At 64.9% G+C, this 16,366-nt stretch carries 14 protein-coding genes; 2 read left to right on the top strand and 12 right to left on the bottom strand.

From position 1 onward, the window contains the following. Positions 1-168: 168 nt before the first annotated feature. From tatC to AAE027_RS05355, 9 genes are all read right to left on the bottom strand, one after another. Positions 169-978, bottom strand: coding sequence for a twin-arginine translocase subunit TatC (gene tatC / locus AAE027_RS05395; RefSeq protein WP_370987205.1), 810 nt, complete (start codon positions 976-978; stop codon positions 169-171). Next, a complete protein-coding gene (tatB, locus tag AAE027_RS05390; protein ID WP_370987204.1) occupies positions 975-1,511 on the bottom strand; it encodes a Sec-independent protein translocase protein TatB in 537 nt (178 codons plus the stop codon). Before tatB ends, tatC begins: the two co-directional genes overlap by 4 nt. An 86-nt stretch (positions 1,512-1,597) precedes the next feature. Further along, complete coding sequence (locus AAE027_RS05385) at positions 1,598-1,834, bottom strand: twin-arginine translocase TatA/TatE family subunit (RefSeq protein ID WP_091885538.1); 237 nt, start codon at positions 1,832-1,834, stop codon at positions 1,598-1,600. Between the two features lie 164 nt (positions 1,835-1,998). Continuing rightward, positions 1,999-2,751 carry an SMC-Scp complex subunit ScpB gene (scpB, locus tag AAE027_RS05380; protein WP_165405914.1) on the bottom strand — a complete coding sequence of 251 codons (753 nt, stop codon included), beginning with the start codon at positions 2,749-2,751 and terminating at the stop codon, positions 1,999-2,001. A 21-nt stretch (positions 2,752-2,772) separates the two neighbouring features. After that, the gene (locus AAE027_RS05375; protein WP_128933604.1) at positions 2,773-3,612 is read right to left on the bottom strand and encodes a segregation and condensation protein A; all 840 of its coding nucleotides are present in this window, start codon (positions 3,610-3,612) and stop codon (positions 2,773-2,775) included. Beyond that, positions 3,609-4,637 carry a beta-N-acetylhexosaminidase gene (gene nagZ, locus AAE027_RS05370; RefSeq protein WP_370987203.1) on the bottom strand — a complete coding sequence of 343 codons (1,029 nt, stop codon included), beginning with the start codon at positions 4,635-4,637 and terminating at the stop codon, positions 3,609-3,611. The genes AAE027_RS05375 and nagZ overlap by 4 nt, the downstream gene beginning before the upstream one ends. A gap of 46 nt (positions 4,638-4,683) precedes the next feature. Next, on the bottom strand, positions 4,684-6,252 hold the full coding sequence (locus AAE027_RS05365; RefSeq protein ID WP_370987202.1) for an SPOR domain-containing protein: 1,569 nt from the start codon (positions 6,250-6,252) through the stop codon (positions 4,684-4,686). Positions 6,253-6,393: 141 nt separating this feature from the next. Continuing rightward, positions 6,394-8,184, bottom strand: coding sequence for an arginine--tRNA ligase (argS, locus tag AAE027_RS05360; RefSeq protein ID WP_370987201.1), 1,791 nt, complete (start codon positions 8,182-8,184; stop codon positions 6,394-6,396). A gap of 9 nt (positions 8,185-8,193) precedes the next feature. Next, positions 8,194-9,402: a deoxyguanosinetriphosphate triphosphohydrolase gene (locus AAE027_RS05355; RefSeq protein WP_370987200.1), complete on the bottom strand. Its 1,209-nt coding sequence runs from the start codon at positions 9,400-9,402 to the stop codon at positions 8,194-8,196. A 124-nt stretch (positions 9,403-9,526) separates the two neighbouring features. On the opposite strand from AAE027_RS05355, the gene erpA reads away from it, so the two are divergent. Further along, on the top strand, positions 9,527-9,856 hold the full coding sequence (gene erpA / locus AAE027_RS05350; RefSeq protein WP_024342679.1) for an iron-sulfur cluster insertion protein ErpA: 330 nt from the start codon (positions 9,527-9,529) through the stop codon (positions 9,854-9,856). 4 nt (positions 9,857-9,860) lie between these two features. Here erpA and AAE027_RS05345 read toward each other — a convergent pair whose 3' ends face one another. Further along, complete coding sequence (locus AAE027_RS05345) at positions 9,861-12,191, bottom strand: hybrid sensor histidine kinase/response regulator (protein ID WP_370987199.1); 2,331 nt, start codon at positions 12,189-12,191, stop codon at positions 9,861-9,863. A 133-nt stretch (positions 12,192-12,324) separates the two neighbouring features. Between AAE027_RS05345 and xth the strand changes: the two genes are divergently transcribed. After that, positions 12,325-13,122 carry an exodeoxyribonuclease III gene (gene xth, locus AAE027_RS05340; RefSeq protein WP_128945869.1) on the top strand — a complete coding sequence of 266 codons (798 nt, stop codon included), beginning with the start codon at positions 12,325-12,327 and terminating at the stop codon, positions 13,120-13,122. Between the two features lie 15 nt (positions 13,123-13,137). On the opposite strand, the gene AAE027_RS05335 is transcribed toward xth, so the two are convergent. Further along, entirely contained in the window at positions 13,138-13,962 is an 825-nt protein-coding gene (locus tag AAE027_RS05335) for a tetratricopeptide repeat protein (protein WP_370987198.1), read from the bottom strand. Further along, positions 13,949-15,670: a dihydroxy-acid dehydratase gene (gene ilvD / locus AAE027_RS05330; RefSeq protein ID WP_370987197.1), complete on the bottom strand. Its 1,722-nt coding sequence runs from the start codon at positions 15,668-15,670 to the stop codon at positions 13,949-13,951. The genes AAE027_RS05335 and ilvD overlap by 14 nt, the downstream gene beginning before the upstream one ends. Positions 15,671-16,366 lie beyond the last annotated feature (696 nt).

Raw genomic sequence — 16,366 nt, 5'->3', positions numbered from 1 at the left:
CCCCTAGCACAGCTGTCATCGCCCGCGAAAGCGGGCGATCCAGTATCCCAGAGACGCGAGTGATTCCCCGAGGGGCCGCGGCGTACTGGATTCCCCGCTGGAGCCTGTCATCGGGCTCGCCGAAGGCGAGACCCGGTGGCGGGGAATGACGGCGGAGATCGGAGCGCCTTACTCCGCCGGCTTGGCCGGCGTCGACACGTCGGTACCGGTGGCCTGCGAGGCCGCCACCTTCTTCTCCACCATCGACACCGCGATGATCGAACCCTCGTAGAGCGCCAGCAAGGGAATCGCCAGGGAGCACTGGCTGAGCACATCAGGCGGCGTCAGCACGGCCGCGATGACGAAGGCGATGACGATGAAATAGCGGCGCTTCTCGCGCAGCATCTTCGATGTGATGATGCCGATCCGCCCGAGCAGCGTCAGGATCACCGGAAGCTGGAAGGCGATGCCGAAGGCGAAGATCAGCGACATCATCAGCGACAGATATTCGCCGACCTTGGGCAAGAGCTGGATCTGCGCGGTCTCGTCGCTGCCGGCCTGCTGCATGCCGAGCGAGAAGCGGACCAGCATCGGCAGCACGACGAAATAGACTAGCGCCGCGCCCAGCACGAAGAAGAACGGGGTCGCGACCAGGTACGGCAGGAAGGCCTGCTTCTCGTGCTTGTAGAGACCGGGCGCCACGAACTTGTAGATTTGCGTCGCGACGATCGGGAACGAGATGAAGCCGGCGCCGAACAGCGCGAGCTTGAGCTGGGTGATGAAATATTCCAGCAGCGCCGTGTAGATGAACTTGGAATTCTCAGGACCCGCGACCCACACGAACGGCCAGACCAGCACGTTGTAGATCTGCTTGGCGAAGAAGAAGCAGAAGATGAAGGCAACGCCAAAGCCAAGCAGCGCCTTGATCAGCCGCGACCGCAGCTCGATCAAATGGTCCATCAAGGGGGCTTTGCTGGCCTCGATATCGGCGTCGGTCATGACGCTTTGGCATCCTTGATCGCTTCGGATGGCGCGGTGTCTTGCGCGACGTGGGCCTGCTCGACCTCACGGGTGATCGCCAGCGGCTCGTTCGCGGCTGCATGCGCCTCGGCTTCCATGAAGGTCGCGGGCGTCGGGGCTTCCGGAGTCGTTGGCGTTACCGGCGCTTCATTTGAAGTCGCCAGCGCTTCGCTTGAAGTCGCCGGCGGTTCGACGGCGCTGGTGGCTGGCGTCTCGGCCGGCTTGTCGAGCGCATCGACGCGGAGCGCGTCGCTGACGTCCTTCTGAAGCGAAGTCAACGGATTGAAGCCGGTCGCTGCTTCCTTGACCTCGTCAAAGCTCTTCTTGAGGTCGGCCATCTCGGCCTCGCGCATCGCTTCCTGGAACTGGCCCTGGAATTCGGCGGCCATCTTGCGGGCCTTGCCCATCCACTGCCCGACCATGCGCAGCACGCCCGGCAGCTCCTTCGGGCCGATGGCGATGAGGGCCACGACCCCGATAAGGACCAGTTCACTCCAGCCGATGTCGAACATGAGGTCTTCCGTTCACGCCAGCCGCAAGCCGGCCCAATCCCTCGCGCGCAGGATCGGGGCTACCCGCGTCTCGCATGCTCTCTGGCTCAGACGGCCTTGCTGCCGACGTCGGACCGTGCCGCGGTCGGCGCGGCGTTGTTGTGCTCGATGGACTTGTTTGGCTCGGGCTTTTCAGCGGGCTTGTCGTCGTCCTGCATGCCCTTCTTGAACGCCTTGATGCCCTGTGCCACGTCGCCCATCAGATCCGAAATCTTGCCGCGGCCGAACAGCAGCAGGACCACTGCGATCACCAAGATCCAGTGCCAAATGCTGAGTGAACCCATCCTGCAACCCTCCAAACGCGCATGGCCGGGGACCGGCCGATCTTCACCCAAAACTAGGCTTGGCGGGTCTCAAAAACAAGGACCAAGGCAGCGCCAATTCGCTGTTGGCACTACGCAATCTTGCTAGTGTTAACCGGTCGCAGTGGCCCGTGAACGGACCGGCGTCACTCTTCAGTGCCGCCTTCGCCGCCACCCTCATTGCCGCCTTCCGGCGCCTCGGGCTCGACCGCCGGCGCCAGCGCCAGATCGAGGTCCTCGCCCGGTTCCAACGGATCTTCGTCCTCACGCAGCGCCGGATCATCCGACGGCGTCGGCACGCTGAATCCGGTCGGCAGGCGCGAATCCAACAGGCCCGTGCCCTTCAGCTCTTCGAGGCCCGGCAGGTCGCCGAGCTGTTCCAGGGTGAACTGCGACAGGAAGTCCTCGGTGGTTCCGAAGGTCAATGGGCGCCCGGGCGTCTTGCGCCGTCCGCGCGGCTTGATCCAGCCGGTCTCCAGCAGCACGTCCAGCGTGCCCTTCGAGGTGACAACGCCGCGGATCTCCTCGATCTCGGCGCGTGTCACCGGCTGGTGATAGGCGATGATCGCCAGTACCTCGATTGCCGCACGCGACAGGCGGCGGGTCTCGGTGCTCTCCCGCGTCATCAGCCAGGCGAGATCGCCGGCCGTGCGGAAGGTCCATTTGTTGGCGACGCGCACGAGGTTCACGCCGCGCGAGGCATAATCGGCCTGGAGCTGCTCGAGCGCCGCCTTGACGTCGACGCCATCCGGCATCCGCTTGGCCAGCGTCGCGGTATCCAGCGGTTCACTCGAAGCGAACAGCAGCGCTTCCAGCAGCCGCAATTCCTCGGGACGTGCCTGGGATTCGTTGTCCATCGGCTCGGCCTCTTCTACCCGCACTTCAGCCAGGCTTGCCATGGCAGATTCTCCTTCTTGCACTTAACCGACCGGCGCATCGGGCGCAGGAGCTGCGTCCGGAACCGGTTTAGGACGCCCCTTCCGGAAATAGATGGGCGCAAACGCCTCTTTCTGGTTCAGCTCGAGCTGGCCTTCGCGCACCAGTTCGAGCGCGGCGGCAAAGCTCGAGGCGAACACCGTCGCGCGCTGCGTCGGATCGGCGACATGCCGGATCAGGAAGTCGTCGAGAACGCCCCAGTCGTCCTGTTCACTGATGCTGCCGACCAGCCGCTCCAGCGTGGCGCGCGCTTCGGCGAGCGACCACACCGTGCGCTTGGCCAGATGCACGCTCGCCAGCACGCGCGACTGCCGCTGCGCCGCATAGGCGGTGAGCAGGTCGTACAGCGTCGCCGTGTATTTCGGATGCTTGATCTCGGCGATCTGCTCGGGCTCGCCGCGCGGGAAGATGTCGCGCTGCAATTGCGGCCTGTTCATCAGCCGATTGGCGGCTTCGCGAATGGCTTCCAGCCGGCGCAGACGGTTGGCGAGCGCGGTCGCCATCTGCTCGGCGCTCGGGCCTTCCGCGCTCGGCGGCTCCGGCAGCAGCAGGCGCGATTTCAGGAAGGCGAGCCAGGCCGCCATCACGAGATAATCAGCAGCGAGTTCCAGCCGGATCTTCCGCGCAGCTTCGATGAAGTGGAGATACTGGTCCGCCAGCGCCAGGATCGAAATCTTGGCAAGGTCGACCTTCTGCTGCCGTGCCAGTGCGAGCAACAGGTCGAGCGGGCCCTCATAGCCTTCGACGTCCACGACCAACGCCGGCTCACCCTCGGCGAGCTCTGCGGGCCGCCCGGTTTCGAACGATAGGATTTCTGCGGTCATGCGGATGCCGTGTTTGCCCGTGCGATCAATGCGTCCAGTTCCGCGCGTGCGGCCGCCCGGTCGAACGGCTGCGGCGGCTTGCGTGCGGCGAGCGCGGCTTTCGCCCGCTCCAGTGCCCTGCCGGACAGTTCGGGTGTCTGCCCAGCGACGTCGTGCATCTCCGCGATGTTGCCGTTGCAATGCAGGGCCACGTCGCAACCGGCCGCAAAGATAGCGCGGGTCCGCTCGGCGATATTCCCCGACAGCGCGTTCATCGACACGTCATCACTCATTAACAAACCCTGGAACCCGATTGCGCCGCGAATCACGTCAGCAATCATTGTCGCAGATGTCGTCGCCGGATGGGCGGAGTCGACCGCGCTAAACACAACATGTGCAGTCATGGCCATCGGCAGGTCCGAAAGCGGCTTGAACGCGGCGAAATCGGTCCGCTCCAGCTCGTCCCGGGGCGTATCGACCGTCGGCAGCTTGAAATGGGTGTCGGCGGTGGCCCGGCCATGACCGGGGATGTGCTTCAGAACCGGCAGAACGCCGCCCTGCTCCAGGCCTTCGGTGACCGCACGGGCAATCGCCGCGACCTTGCCCGGCTCCGTGCCGTAGGCCCGGTTGCCGATGACGGCATCGGCACCCGGCACCGGCACGTCAGCGAGCGGCAGGCAATCCACGGTAATGCCGAGATCGGCGAGATCGGCCGCGATCAGGCGGGCGCTCAGGCGCGCCGCAGTGAGCCCGAGCGCCGAATCAGTGTCGTACAAAGTCGCGAATACGGTCCCCGGCGGATAGATCGGCCAGTGCGGCGGCCCCAGCCGCTGCACCCGACCGCCCTCCTGATCAATCAGGACGGGCGCGTCGGCGGCTTCCGACACAGCTCGCAATTCCGCAACCAATGCAGCAACTTGCGCCGGTGTCGCGACATTGCGCTTGAACAGGATGAAGCCCCATGGGCGTTCGGCACGGATAAACTCCCGCTCGGCGGCGGTCAGTTCCGTTCCGGATACGCCGGTAATGAAGGCCCGCGTGCTCATAACGGCCGATTAACCCTGCCCCGCGAGGGGGTCAAGGAAACGGCCGTTAATTCCTCTGGACGAAGCAGGCGGACAGGCCTGCGGACTTGAGGCTGTTGCATGCCTGCGTCGCCTCCTCTGCCGAACCATAGGGACCGGCGAAGGCGCGGTAGACGATGCCCTTGCCCTTGTCGGTGAGGTCGACGCGCTTGATCACCGGCGAGCGCGATCCGAGCACGCTGCCATACTTGCTCTGAAGCACCCGATAGGATGCGGCGGCGCTGTCCTCGCTCTGCTGCGAGGAGACCTGCACGATGTAGCCGCCGCTGCTGGTGGGGGCGAGTTGCGTCGGATTGGTCGCAGCCATCCGCTGCGGAGGCTCGGCCGTCGGTCCCGATTGCGGCGCGAGCGACATAGGCTGGTTGGCGCTGGCATTGGCCGAGGTCGGCGGATTGCGCGACGCGATTGGTGCAGGCGGCGCGACAACAGGTTTTGGCGCAGCTGCCGGCTTCGCAGCGGCGGATTGCGGTGCGGCGCTATCGGTCTGATCGCCTTTCACGGCCACCGTCCTGATCGAACGCGGCGAATTGTTCGGCAGTGTGCCGTTGCTCGGAGTCGGCCCTGCGCTTGGCGGCGGCACCATCGACGGCGACACACTCGCTACCGACGGCGGGTTCGCATTCTGGTTCAGCGGCGGGAACACCACACGGGGTCCACCCGCCCTGGCGTTGACGTCGACAGGCGCCTCCTCGCGCGGCACGATCTTCTCGGTGCCGTCACCGCTCACCATGCGATCCGGCACCTTGGCCGTGGAGTCCGTCGGCGCGGGCACGATCTTGGTCGGCGTGTTGTCGGCCTTGATGATCGGCGGCTCGCCGCTGCGAGGCGAACCCACATAGGTCTTGTAGGCAAACGCAGCGCCAGTCCCGACAACGGCAAGCGCGAGGATCGCCGCGACCGTCATCATGCCGCCGCGCCGCTTCTTCGGCTCGTCAAGTTCGGCGTCGGGATAGTCGTTCTGGTACGCGTAGGGATCGTCGGGATAGGCCGGATCGCGCTGGTAGTCCTGCTCGCCTGCCTCGAGCCGGCCATAGAGCGCATCATCGTAGCGCGACGGATCGGGCTGCGCGTACGGCTCCTGATAGGCCTGTTCCTGATAAGCCTGTCCGTGCTGCTGATAGGCCTGATCCTGATACGCTTGAGCTTGATAAGCGTGATCCTGATGGGTCTGCGGCTGATGAAAATCCGGCTCTGGGGCAGGCGCAGTCGGCTGGGCCGAATAGCGATGCAACGGATGAACCGGGTTTACGGAGACGGGATAGTCAGGCTCCGGCGCGGGTGCCGGCTGCGGCTGCACGTTAGCGCGCCGCATCCATGAGGGCGGCCCGGGCGGCGGCGGAGGCTGCTCAGCATAGTCCTGCTGATCATCGTCCTGGCGATGGTCGTCTTCCCGATAGCTCCGGGCAGGCGCCGCCGTCGGGCGCACAGTTGGCCGCGACTGCGCTGCGAACGGATCGGTCTGTCCGATCAGACGGGCGAGCTCGGCCAAGGGATCATTTTCCGCCTTCCCATGCTGATCGCTACCGCGACCATAGTCATCGGAGGGAAACGGTCTGTCCTGATATCGTTCGGCCATCGTGATGATGCGTCCCTTCGGGAAAGCCGCGCGCCCCTCGACCAAGGCACGGCTTTCGACCCACAAGGCTTTCAACCAAGTCTAAGCGATCCGGCTTCTGCCGGTTACCCCCCGAATTCCCATTAGGTAGTTCGCCCCAAACTACCGCATCTCGTCCGGGGCATGGACGCCGAGGATGGCGAGGCCCGATGCCAGGACAGAGACGACGCCCTGGACCATGGCCAGTCGCGCTTTTGTAAGATCTGCATCATTATTGATAATGAAGCGTAAATAGGGCAAATCGCGCCCTTTCGTCCAAAGCGCATGAAATTCGCTGGCTAAATCATAGAGATAAAAGGCAATTCGGTGCGGCTCGTGCGCCGCGGCGGCAGCTTCCATCACCCGCGGATAAATTGCGAGGCGCTTGAGAAGATCGAGTTCGACCGGGTCTGACAGCCGTTCCACGGCCGACTCACTCAGCCAGGCGATCCGCTCGGCGGTATTCCCGGGCAGTTCCGGGAACACCTCGGCTCGCGCGTTGCGGAAGATTGAGTGACCGCGGGCGTGACCATACTGGACGTAGAACACCGGGTTGTCGCGCGACTGCTCCATCACCTTGGCGAGGTCGAAGTCGAGCACCGCATCGTTCTTGCGGTAGAGCATCATGAAGCGGACGGCGTCCTGGCCGACCTCATCCACCACCTCACGCAAGGTGACGAAGTCCCCGCTCCTCTTCGACATTTTGACGGGCTCGCCATTGCGCAGCAACTTCACGAGCTGGACGATCTTGACGTCGAGAGCGCCCTTGCCTGATGTCGTCGCCTTCACCGCCGCCTGCATGCGCTTGATGTAGCCGCCATGGTCGGCGCCCCAGACGTCGATCATCTCCGCAAAACCACGGTCGAACTTGTTCTTGTGGTAGGCGATGTCGGAGGCGAAGTAGGTGTAGGAATTGTCCGACTTGATCAGCGGTCGATCAACGTCGTCGCCGTAAGCGGTCGCCTTGAACAGCAACTGCTCGCGGTCTTCCCAATCCTCGACCGGCGCGCCCTTTGGCGGCGGCAGGCGACCTTCGTAGATGTCTCCCTTGGCCTGCAGGAAATCGATGGTCTCGGCAACCTTGTTGTTGCCGGTCTCGATCAGCGAGCGCTCCGAGAAGAACACGTCGTGGCGAATGTTGAGGGCGGCGAGATCGTCCTTGATCTCGTCCATCATCATCGCGATCGCCTTGGCGCGCACCGTCGGCAGCCACTCGGCCTCGCTCACCCCGCGGAGCTTGTCGCCATGCTCCTCGGCCAGCGCCGCGCCGACGGGCTTGAGGTAGTCACCGGGATAGAGTCCTTCCGGGATCGCGCCAATGTCCTCGCCGAGCGCCTCGCGATACCTCAGGAAGGCGGAGCGTGCGAGCACGTCGACCTGGGCGCCGGCGTCGTTGATGTAGTATTCGCGCGTGACGTCGTGGCCCGCGAACTGAAGCAGGCTCGCCAACGCGTCGCCAAACACGGCGCCGCGACAGTGACCGACATGCATCGGCCCGGTCGGGTTGGCCGAGACGTATTCGACATTGACCTTGGAGCCGCCGCGGACGCGGCCGTAATCGGCGCCCTCGCGCAGCACCGTCCGCAGCGCCTCGGCCCAGGCGGCCGGCTTCAGCGTCAAGTTGATGAAGCCGGGGCCGGCGACGTCGACCTTGGCGATCAGCGCATCCGTGCGCAGCCGCTCGGCGATCTGCTCGGCGAGATCGCGGGGTTTTGCCTTCGCCTCTTTCGCAAGCACCATGGCGGCGTTGGTCGCCATGTCACCATGGGAGGCATCGCGCGGCGGCTCGACCACCACGCGCGAGAAATCGATGCCCTCAGGCCAGTTGGCGTCCACGGCCAGCGTACGGCAGGCGGCGTGCACACGCGCGAGCACGTCGGCGAACAGGTGCAGGGATGAGGATGTGTCGGGCATGGCCGCCGCCTAACGCAAATCCGGGGTCGAGTCAAAGAGCCGCTGGTGCTCGGTCAGGGCGAAACGATCGGTCATTCCGGCAATGAAATTGCCGATCCGGCGGGCCCGGTCGCCCTCATTGTCCGCCTCCGCCCCCACCAGCCATTCCGGCGGCAGTTCAGACGGCTCCTTCAGGTACTTCGCGAACAGCTCGAACAGGATCTGCTCCGCCTCCCCCATCACTCGCATCACCCGCTTGTGGCGGTACATGTGCTGGTACAGGAAGCGCTTGATGGCGGCCTCTTCTTCGGCGACCTCGGCTGGGAACGCGACCAGCGCCCGGCTCTGCTGGCGCACATCCTGAGCCGATTGCGGTTTGACCGCCGCAAGGTTCTTCTGCGCCTCGGCGAACACCGCACCGATCAGATGCGAGATCAGCTCGCGCACCAGCTCTGCGCCGCGCCTGACATCTTCGAGATCGGGATACTGCGCCGAGGTCTCGGCGATGATCTCCGCGGTCAGCGGCATCACCTTGAGATCGTCGAGGTGGAACAGGCCGGCGCGCAGGCCGTCATCGATGTCGTGGGCGTCATAGGCGATGTCGTCGGCGATCGCGGCGACCTGCGCCTCGAGCGAGGCAAAGCTCCATAATTCGAGGTCATAGGTCTTGATATAGTCGGCGATGCCGACGGGAACACCGTGCTCGCGGTAGCGCTCGGTCGGCGCGCCGCTGCGATCGGTCAGCGGGCCGTTGTGCTTGACGATGCCCTCCAGCGATTCCCAGGTCAGGTTCAGCCCATCGAAGTCGGGATAGCGGTGCTCCAGCGCGGTGACGACCCGGAGCGTCTGGGCGTTGTGGTCGAAGCCGCCAAACTCCTTCAGGCAGGCGTCCAGCGCCCGCTCGCCGGCATGACCGAACGGCGGATGACCGAGATCATGGGCGAGCGCCAGCGTTTCGGTGAGATCCTCGTCCAGCCCGAGTTGCCGGGCCAGCGCGCGGGCGATCTGCGCCACCTCCAGCGAATGGGTCAGCCGGGTGCGGTAGTGGTCGCCCTCGTGGAACACGAACACCTGGGTCTTGTACTTCAGGCGGCGGAACGCGGTGGAATGGATCACGCGGTCGCAATCGCGCCGGAACGGGCTGCGGGTCCGGCTCGGGGGCTCGGCGACCAGCCGGCCGCGGCTGCGATCGGGGTCGCAGGCATAGGGCGCGCGGGGGGCAGCCATTCCGACGGACACGGCGAATTTAGTCCCTATCCATTTGATTCTGCGTATGGTGGCACTTAACTATGTCGGACACGGGATACCAAATGAATTGGGCAAATGAATTTGGTATGACCGCGGGGACTATTGGAGACCAGTAATGACGACTGCCGTGACCATCAGCGACCGGGCCGCACGCCGGATTGGGGAGATCCTCAAGGGCGAAGGTTCTGGCGCGATGCTGCGCATTTCCGTCGAAGGCGGCGGCTGCTCGGGTTTCCAGTACAAGTTCGACATCGACCGCGCCCGCACCGACGACGACCTCGTGATCGAGCAGGACAATGCGGTGGTGCTGGTAGACTCCGCCTCGCAACCGTTCCTTGCGGGATCGCAGGTCGATTTCGTCGACGATTTGATCGGCGCCTCGTTCCGCGTCAACAACCCCAACGCGACGGCCTCGTGCGGCTGCGGGACCAGCTTCTCGGTCTGAGCGCTTACGTGCCGGTCATCTGCCTTTCCTCGTCCGTCCACTCCACCTCGGCCGGCATCAGCTGCGGCTGAAGCGGCGCGTCCTCCGACATGACGTGGCCGTCCAATGCTCGTAGCAAGGCCGCGACGAGCGCAGGCTTGCGCAGCGGCTTGGCCAGGAAGTCCGACATGCCCGCTTCGCGGCAGATCCTGACGTCCTCAGGGAAGGCGTTGGCGGTCAGCGCGATGATCGGCAGCGCGTCGAAGCGCCCGCCTTGTGCGCGGATCGCACGGGTTGCGGCCAGGCCGTCCATGTCGGGCATGCGCACATCCATCAGCACGACATCGTAGTCGCCTTCAGAGGCTGCCGCGACGGCGTCGACGCCGTCGGCGACGACGCGCAGCTCGACATCGAATCCGCCGAGCATCTTGCTCACGACCATGCGGTTGACGGCGTCGTCCTCGGCGACCAGCACCGTCAGCGGCCGGTCGAGCCCGGCGATACGGGCCTTGAGATCGTCGGCGTCGTCGCGGCCAGCATGTTGGTCGGACGCCTGCGCCTGGCTCCAGGGCAACACCAGCGTGAAGCGGAAGGTCGAGCCCTTGCCTGGGATCGAGGTGACGCCGATGGTGCCACCCATCTGCTCGATGATGCGCCGGGAGATCGCAAGACCGAGGCCAGTGCCGCCGAAGCGGCGGCTGATCGAGGCGTCGGCCTGGGCGAAGTCGCTGAACAGCTGGCCTAGTTTTTCGGGGGCGATGCCGATGCCACTGTCGGTCACCGTCCATTCGACGGTCGCCAGCAGATCGCGCCGTGCCTGGCAGGTGGCCGAAATCGTCACCTCGCCGTCGTCGGTGAACTTCACCGCATTGGACACGAGGTTGAGCAGCACCTGGCGGATGCGCGCGACGTCGCCGCGCAGCGTCGGCGGCAGGTTCGGATCGAGCTCGACCTTGACCGCAAGCCCCTTGCTCTTGGCGCTCGCGCGTCCCACGGTCGCTGCGGTCTCGACCAGCGCCTGCGGCGCAAAGTCGATCGCCTCGAACGCGAAGCGGCCGGCCTCGAGCTTGGACAGATCGAGGATGTCATTGAGGATGCGCTGGAGATTGTCGCCGGACTCGCGGATCGTGGTCACGGCCTCGCGCTGCTCCGGATCGAGTTTTGTCTCCAGCAGCATGCTGGCGAGCCCGAGCACGCCGTTCATCGGCGTGCGGATCTCGTGGCTCATCACCGCGAGGAAGTCGGACTTGGCGCGGCTCTCGGCCTCGGCCTTTTCCGCGCGCCAGCGCTCGGTCACGTCGCGGCCGAAGCCGCGATAGCCGAGGAACTGGCCGTCGCGATCGTGGGCGGGCTTCGCCGTCAGCGACCACAGCCGTGCCTCGCCGCCGACGACGACCTTGATATTCATCTCATGCAGCGGCTCGGCCTGCTCCATCAGGCCGACAATGTTGTAGGCCGCGCTCTTGTCCTCGGGGCACAGCATGTCGAGCACGTCGGCGAAATGCGAGCCCTTCAGCAGCGGAAGCGGCAGCTGCGCGACGTCGGCGAAGCGCTGGGGCACGTCGACCAGATGCCCCTCGGCGTCGGTCTGCCACAGCCAGTCGCTGGCGTTCTCCTGAAAGTCCTTCAGCAGCAGCGAGATGATTTCGGTCTGGCGCTCGAGCTCGAGCTGGGCCTTGAGATTGCCGAGGAAGAGGTTGCCCTGGGAGACGATGTTGCGCGCCATGAAGAATGCGAACAGCAGCAGGAATACCGCTGTCACAAGATACGGCCCGGTGCCGCACAAGAGCAGCGCGCCGACGCAGGCGATCGTCATGGTGGCGAGATAGACGAGGCCGGCACGAGGGAAGGTCGACAGCGTGAACGCACCGCCCGACATCATGCCGACCATCAGGCAGGCCAGGATGAGCTGGCTGGTTGGTCCGATGCGGCTGAACAGCGCCAGCGGCAGCATGCCCCAGATCGCGGCGAGGAGGAACGCCTGTCGCAGCACCTGCCGCGCGGCGCGGCTTGAGGCCTCCTGCAGCGGATTTCGACGCGACCGCCGCCACGAACGCACCGCAAGCGAGGCGGTGGCGGCGAACGCCATGCCCCAGATCGCGAGAAAATCGTTCCAGCCCCTGCCCCAGAACAGGATCAGCACGATGGCGACGTTGAGCATGGTCACGGCCATCGTCACCGGGATCAGCCGCGTCACCGCGTCGATCTGCTTGGCGCGGATGCGCCGCAGCTCCCGCTCGCTGAGATCGGCGGTCAGGCCGTCCTCGATCTCGAAGCCGCCGAGCCAGTACAGAAACGCACCGATCACGCCGTCGCGCGGCTCAGTTCGCGTCATGGATTTGTCCGGCCATTCCATCCGAGGAACCTTTTGGGCATCAATGACCCGGCGCGCGCTTAAGCCGGGTTAATTTTGTGGGAGATTCTGCGGCCGCCTTGACGGGTGCGTTTGCATTTTGTTCTAACGGTGGCTCCCGCCTGGAGCCCTCCCAATGCCCATCAGAGTAGCCACCTGGAACGTGAACTCGGTCCGGCAGCGCATCGACCTGCTACTGACCTGGCTGAAGGAGTGCCAGCCGGACATCGTCTGCCTTCAGGAGATCAAGTGCGTCGACGAAGCCTTCCCGCGGCTGGAGATCGAGGCGCTCGGCTACAACGTGGTCACGCACGGGCAGAAGACGTTCAATGGCGTCGCCCTGCTCTCCAAGCTCCGGTTCGACGAGACCAAGTCGGGCCTCGCCGGCGACGACGAGGATGCGCATGCCCGCTTCCTCGAAGGCGTGGTGACGCTCAAGCAGGGGGTGTTGCGCATTGCCTGCCTCTACCTGCCCAACGGCAATCCGGTCGGCACCGACAAATATCCCTACAAGCTCAAATGGATGTCGCGGCTTCTTGAGTATTCGAAGGAGCGCCTCAAGGAGGAGGTCCCGCTGATCCTTGCCGGCGATTTCAACGTCATCCCGCATGGGCGCGACGTGCACAATCCCGCCGCCTGGACCGAGGACGCCCTGTTCAAGGCCGAGACGCGGGAGAGCTTTCAGTCCCTGCTCGGGATCGGCCTGACCGACGCCTTGCGGGCGGTCACGGATGAGGGAGGGCTCTACACCTTCTGGGACTATCAGGCCGGGGCCTGGCAGAAGAACCAGGGCCTGCGCATCGACCATTTGCTGCTGTCGCCGCAGGCCAGCGACCGGCTCGCCAATGTCGGTATCGACAGCTATGTGCGCGGCTGGGAGAAGCCGTCGGACCACGTGCCGGTGTGGGCGGATCTCGATCTCGAGGCGGCGTAACGCCGCCTCTGCAGGTTACTCCCGGCGGCCCTGCACCCACTGCTCCAGCATTTGCAGGCACATGGCGCGGTCATCGTCGGAGGCCTTGGCGAAGGCGCGGTTGTAGCTTTCCTTGATCCAGGTCTCCTCGGCCCCGGCGCTGTCCCGGGCCAGCGTCAGCCACATCAGGCCGCGCGCGGCCTGTCGCGGCAGGCGGTCGCCGTTGAACAGCATCTGGCCGAGCAGCGCCTGGGCCTGATGCTGGCCCTTCTGGGCAGCGAGGCCGAGCCAGCGCGCGCCATAGCGGAAATCCTCGCGCGAGGCGTCCGGCGTCTTCAGGTACAGGCGGGCCAGATCGTACTGCGCGTCCGCATTGCCGAAATAGGACGCGGCATAAGAGAACATCTCCCGCGCCCGCTCCGGATCCGACTTGATCTTCGAGTTCGGGATGCCGCTGAGATAGTAGCGGCCGAGCGCGACGAAGGCGTTGGCCACGATCTGCGCTTGCGGCGCCGAGGGGCTGTCCTCGGCATGTGCGTTGGCGATGCGGCTGAAATATTCGAAGGCGCGCAGATCGTCCTGGGCGACGCCGTCGCCATTGGCGTACATGCGGCCGAGCTTCCACTGCGCGATGGGGTGACCGCCCTCGGCGGCATATTGCAGGGCGCTGAGCGAGGCTTCCTGGGACGCGATCGCCGGCGGAACTCTGGTGCGAACCGTATTCGCAGCCCCTGGCAAGGTGGTCACGACCGGGATAGTCGCATCCTTGTTGACCGGCGCGCCGTCAAAGGCGAGCGCCGGCGCGGCCAGCGCAGCAGCCCCCAACATAAACGCAACTATCGCACGCCTAGATGTCCGCATAGCACTGTTTCTCGTGCGCGCCGCCCGGATGGGTCACCGCCCCCCCGAGCGCTGGTCCAACCTGCTGAGCATACTTCCAGAGCGCACCCGACGTGTGGTTAGTCGCGCGAGCCGCCCATTTGGTCTTGCGCTGGGCGAGCTCCTGGTCGCTCAATTTTACGTTAAGGGTACCGGCGACGGCGTCGATCTCGATGATGTCGCCGTCCTCGAGCAGCCCGATCGGGCCGCCAATGGCGGCCTCGGGCCCGACATGGCCGATGCAGAAGCCGCGGGTGGCGCCGGAGAAACGGCCGTCGGTGATGAGCGCGATCTTGCCGCCCATGCCCTGGCCGGTCAGCGCCGCGGTGGTCTGGAGCATCTCCCGCATGCCGGGGCCGCCCTTCGGCCCCTCGTAGCGGATCACGATGACTTCGCCTTCGCGGTAGGTGCGCTTCTGAACCGCCTCGAAAGCGTCCTCCTCACGGTCGAAGCACCTGGCCGGACCGGTAAACCTGAGGTTGGACATTCCCGCGACTTTCACGATCGCACCTTCTGGCGCCAAATTGCCCTTCAGACCGACCACACCGCCCGTGACGGTGATGGGTTTGTCTGCCGGGTGCACCACGTCTTGGTGCGGATTCCACTTCACGCTCTTGAGGTTTTCGGCGATCGTCCGGCCCGTGACGGTAATGCAATCACCGTGCAGGAAGCCGTTGTCGAGCAGCGTCTTCATCAGAAGCGGTATGCCACCTACTTCAAACATGTCTTTGGCGACATAACGGCCACCCGGCTTCAAATCAGCGATATATGGTGTCTTTTTGAAGATTTCGGCGACGTCGAATAAGTCAAACTTTATGCCCGCCTCGTGCGCGATCGCCGGCAGGTGCAGCGCAGCATTGGTCGAGCCGCCGGATGCGGCGACCACGGCAGCGGCATTCTCCAACGCCTTAAGGGTGACGATGTCGCGCGGCCGGATGTTGGAGGCGATCAGGTCCATCACCTTCTCGCCCGCGGTCATGCAGAAGGCGTCGCGGATTTCATAAGGTGCGGGGGCACCGGCCGAGTAAGGCAGCGCAAGGCCGATCGCCTCGGAGACGGTCGCCATGGTGTTGGCGGTGAACTGCGCGCCGCAAGCGCCCGCCGAGGGGCAGGCCACGCGCTCGATCTCGTCGAGATCCTCGTCCGACATGGCGCCGACCGAGTGCTTGCCGACGGCCTCGAACATGTCCTGCACGGTGACCTGTTGCCCGCGGAAATTGCCGGGCAGGATCGAGCCGCCGTAAATGAAAATCGACGGCACGTTGAGACGGACCATCGCCATCATCATGCCCGGCAGCGACTTGTCGCAGCCGGCCAGGCCGACCAGGGCGTCGTAGGCGTGACCGCGGACCGTCAGCTCGACCGAGTCGGCGATGCATTCGCGCGACGGCAGCGAGGAGCGCATACCGTCATGTCCCATGGCGATGCCGTCGGTGACGGTGATGGTGCAGAATTCGCGGGGGGTGCCACCGGCCGACGCCACGCCCTTCTTAACCGCCTGCGCCTGGCGCATCAGGGCGATGTTGCAGGGGGCGGCTTCATTCCAGCACGAGGCGACGCCGACGAAGGGCTGGTGGATCTGCTCGGTGGTCAGACCCATGGCGTAGAAGTACGACCGATGCGGCGCGCGCGCAGGGCCTTCCGTCACGTGACGGCTCGGCAGCCTCTGCTTGTCAATCTTCGCGCTCATCGCAAACCAGTTTCCCCGGTCAACCCTTTCAGACCCGAAAAATCAGAGCCAAGATTTGAATCGACCTTGGGATTTTCCGTCGCCGTCGAAGACTGCCGCTGCCCTTAAATCATTAGAGTGATTTTATTCATGTTCGGGTGTGGCCAAAAAGCGGCGCTGATGCGAACGGCCGGTGATGAGGGTTAAAACGCCAATCACTGTTGCTTGAACACAACAATCGTGGCGTGGAAGACACGGATTGTCCTACTAAGATACCCTCGCGGGATGATGATCCACAACTTCCGATTTCACGGCACGGGCAACGCGCCCCGTTTGACGATGAGGCAGTCGGCTGAGTCGGCGCCGCCCTGCTGCACCACCGAGCCCCTCTCATGTCCCGGACGCGCAGCGGTTGCGGCGCAGAGCCGGGATCCAGGGCCACACGGCACGACGCAGCGACGTGGGCTCCGGCTCTGCAGCGCATCGTCGCTGGACGATGCTTCGCATCGCCAGGGTGACGCTGCGCTGCGTCCGGGGCACGAGGCGCAGTGTGGCGCATGCTGCCTCCACAGCGTCATTGCGAGCGCAGCGAAGCAATCCAGAATTGATCTTCCCCCAAAAAAGTGGACGGCGTTCAAGCCGATTTTAGCTCCATCTCGACGGGGCTGATATAGCCGATGGCCGAGTGTCTGCGGTGTTGATTGTAGAAGCCCTCGA

Origin of the sequence: Bradyrhizobium sp. DN3, assembly GCF_041357655.1 — a bacterium.
Taxonomy (GTDB): Bacteria; Pseudomonadota; Alphaproteobacteria; order Rhizobiales; family Xanthobacteraceae; genus Bradyrhizobium.
This window is presented reverse-complemented; position numbering and strand designations above follow the sequence as displayed.

Bases quoted from the DNA above. Each gene is read 5' to 3' on its own strand.
- scpB (WP_165405914.1), bottom strand. From the start codon at position 2,751: ATGGCAAGCCTGGCTGAAGTGCGGGTAGAAGAGGCCGAGCCGATGGAC.
- tatC (WP_370987205.1), bottom strand. From the start codon at position 978: ATGACCGACGCCGATATCGAGGCCAGCAAAGCCCCCTTGATGGACCAT.
- ilvD (WP_370987197.1), bottom strand. From the start codon at position 15,670: ATGAGCGCGAAGATTGACAAGCAGAGGCTGCCGAGCCGTCACGTGACG.
- AAE027_RS05365 (WP_370987202.1), bottom strand. From the start codon at position 6,252: ATGGCCGAACGATATCAGGACAGACCGTTTCCCTCCGATGACTATGGT.
- nagZ (WP_370987203.1), bottom strand. From the start codon at position 4,637: ATGAGCACGCGGGCCTTCATTACCGGCGTATCCGGAACGGAACTGACC.
- AAE027_RS05385 (WP_091885538.1), bottom strand. From the start codon at position 1,834: ATGGGTTCACTCAGCATTTGGCACTGGATCTTGGTGATCGCAGTGGTC.
- xth (WP_128945869.1), top strand. From the start codon at position 12,325: ATGCCCATCAGAGTAGCCACCTGGAACGTGAACTCGGTCCGGCAGCGC.
- erpA (WP_024342679.1), top strand. From the start codon at position 9,527: ATGACGACTGCCGTGACCATCAGCGACCGGGCCGCACGCCGGATTGGG.
- argS (WP_370987201.1), bottom strand. From the start codon at position 8,184: ATGCCCGACACATCCTCATCCCTGCACCTGTTCGCCGACGTGCTCGCG.
- AAE027_RS05345 (WP_370987199.1), bottom strand. From the start codon at position 12,191: ATGGAATGGCCGGACAAATCCATGACGCGAACTGAGCCGCGCGACGGC.
- tatB (WP_370987204.1), bottom strand. From the start codon at position 1,511: ATGTTCGACATCGGCTGGAGTGAACTGGTCCTTATCGGGGTCGTGGCC.
- AAE027_RS05375 (WP_128933604.1), bottom strand. From the start codon at position 3,612: ATGACCGCAGAAATCCTATCGTTCGAAACCGGGCGGCCCGCAGAGCTC.
- AAE027_RS05335 (WP_370987198.1), bottom strand. From the start codon at position 13,962: ATGCGGACATCTAGGCGTGCGATAGTTGCGTTTATGTTGGGGGCTGCT.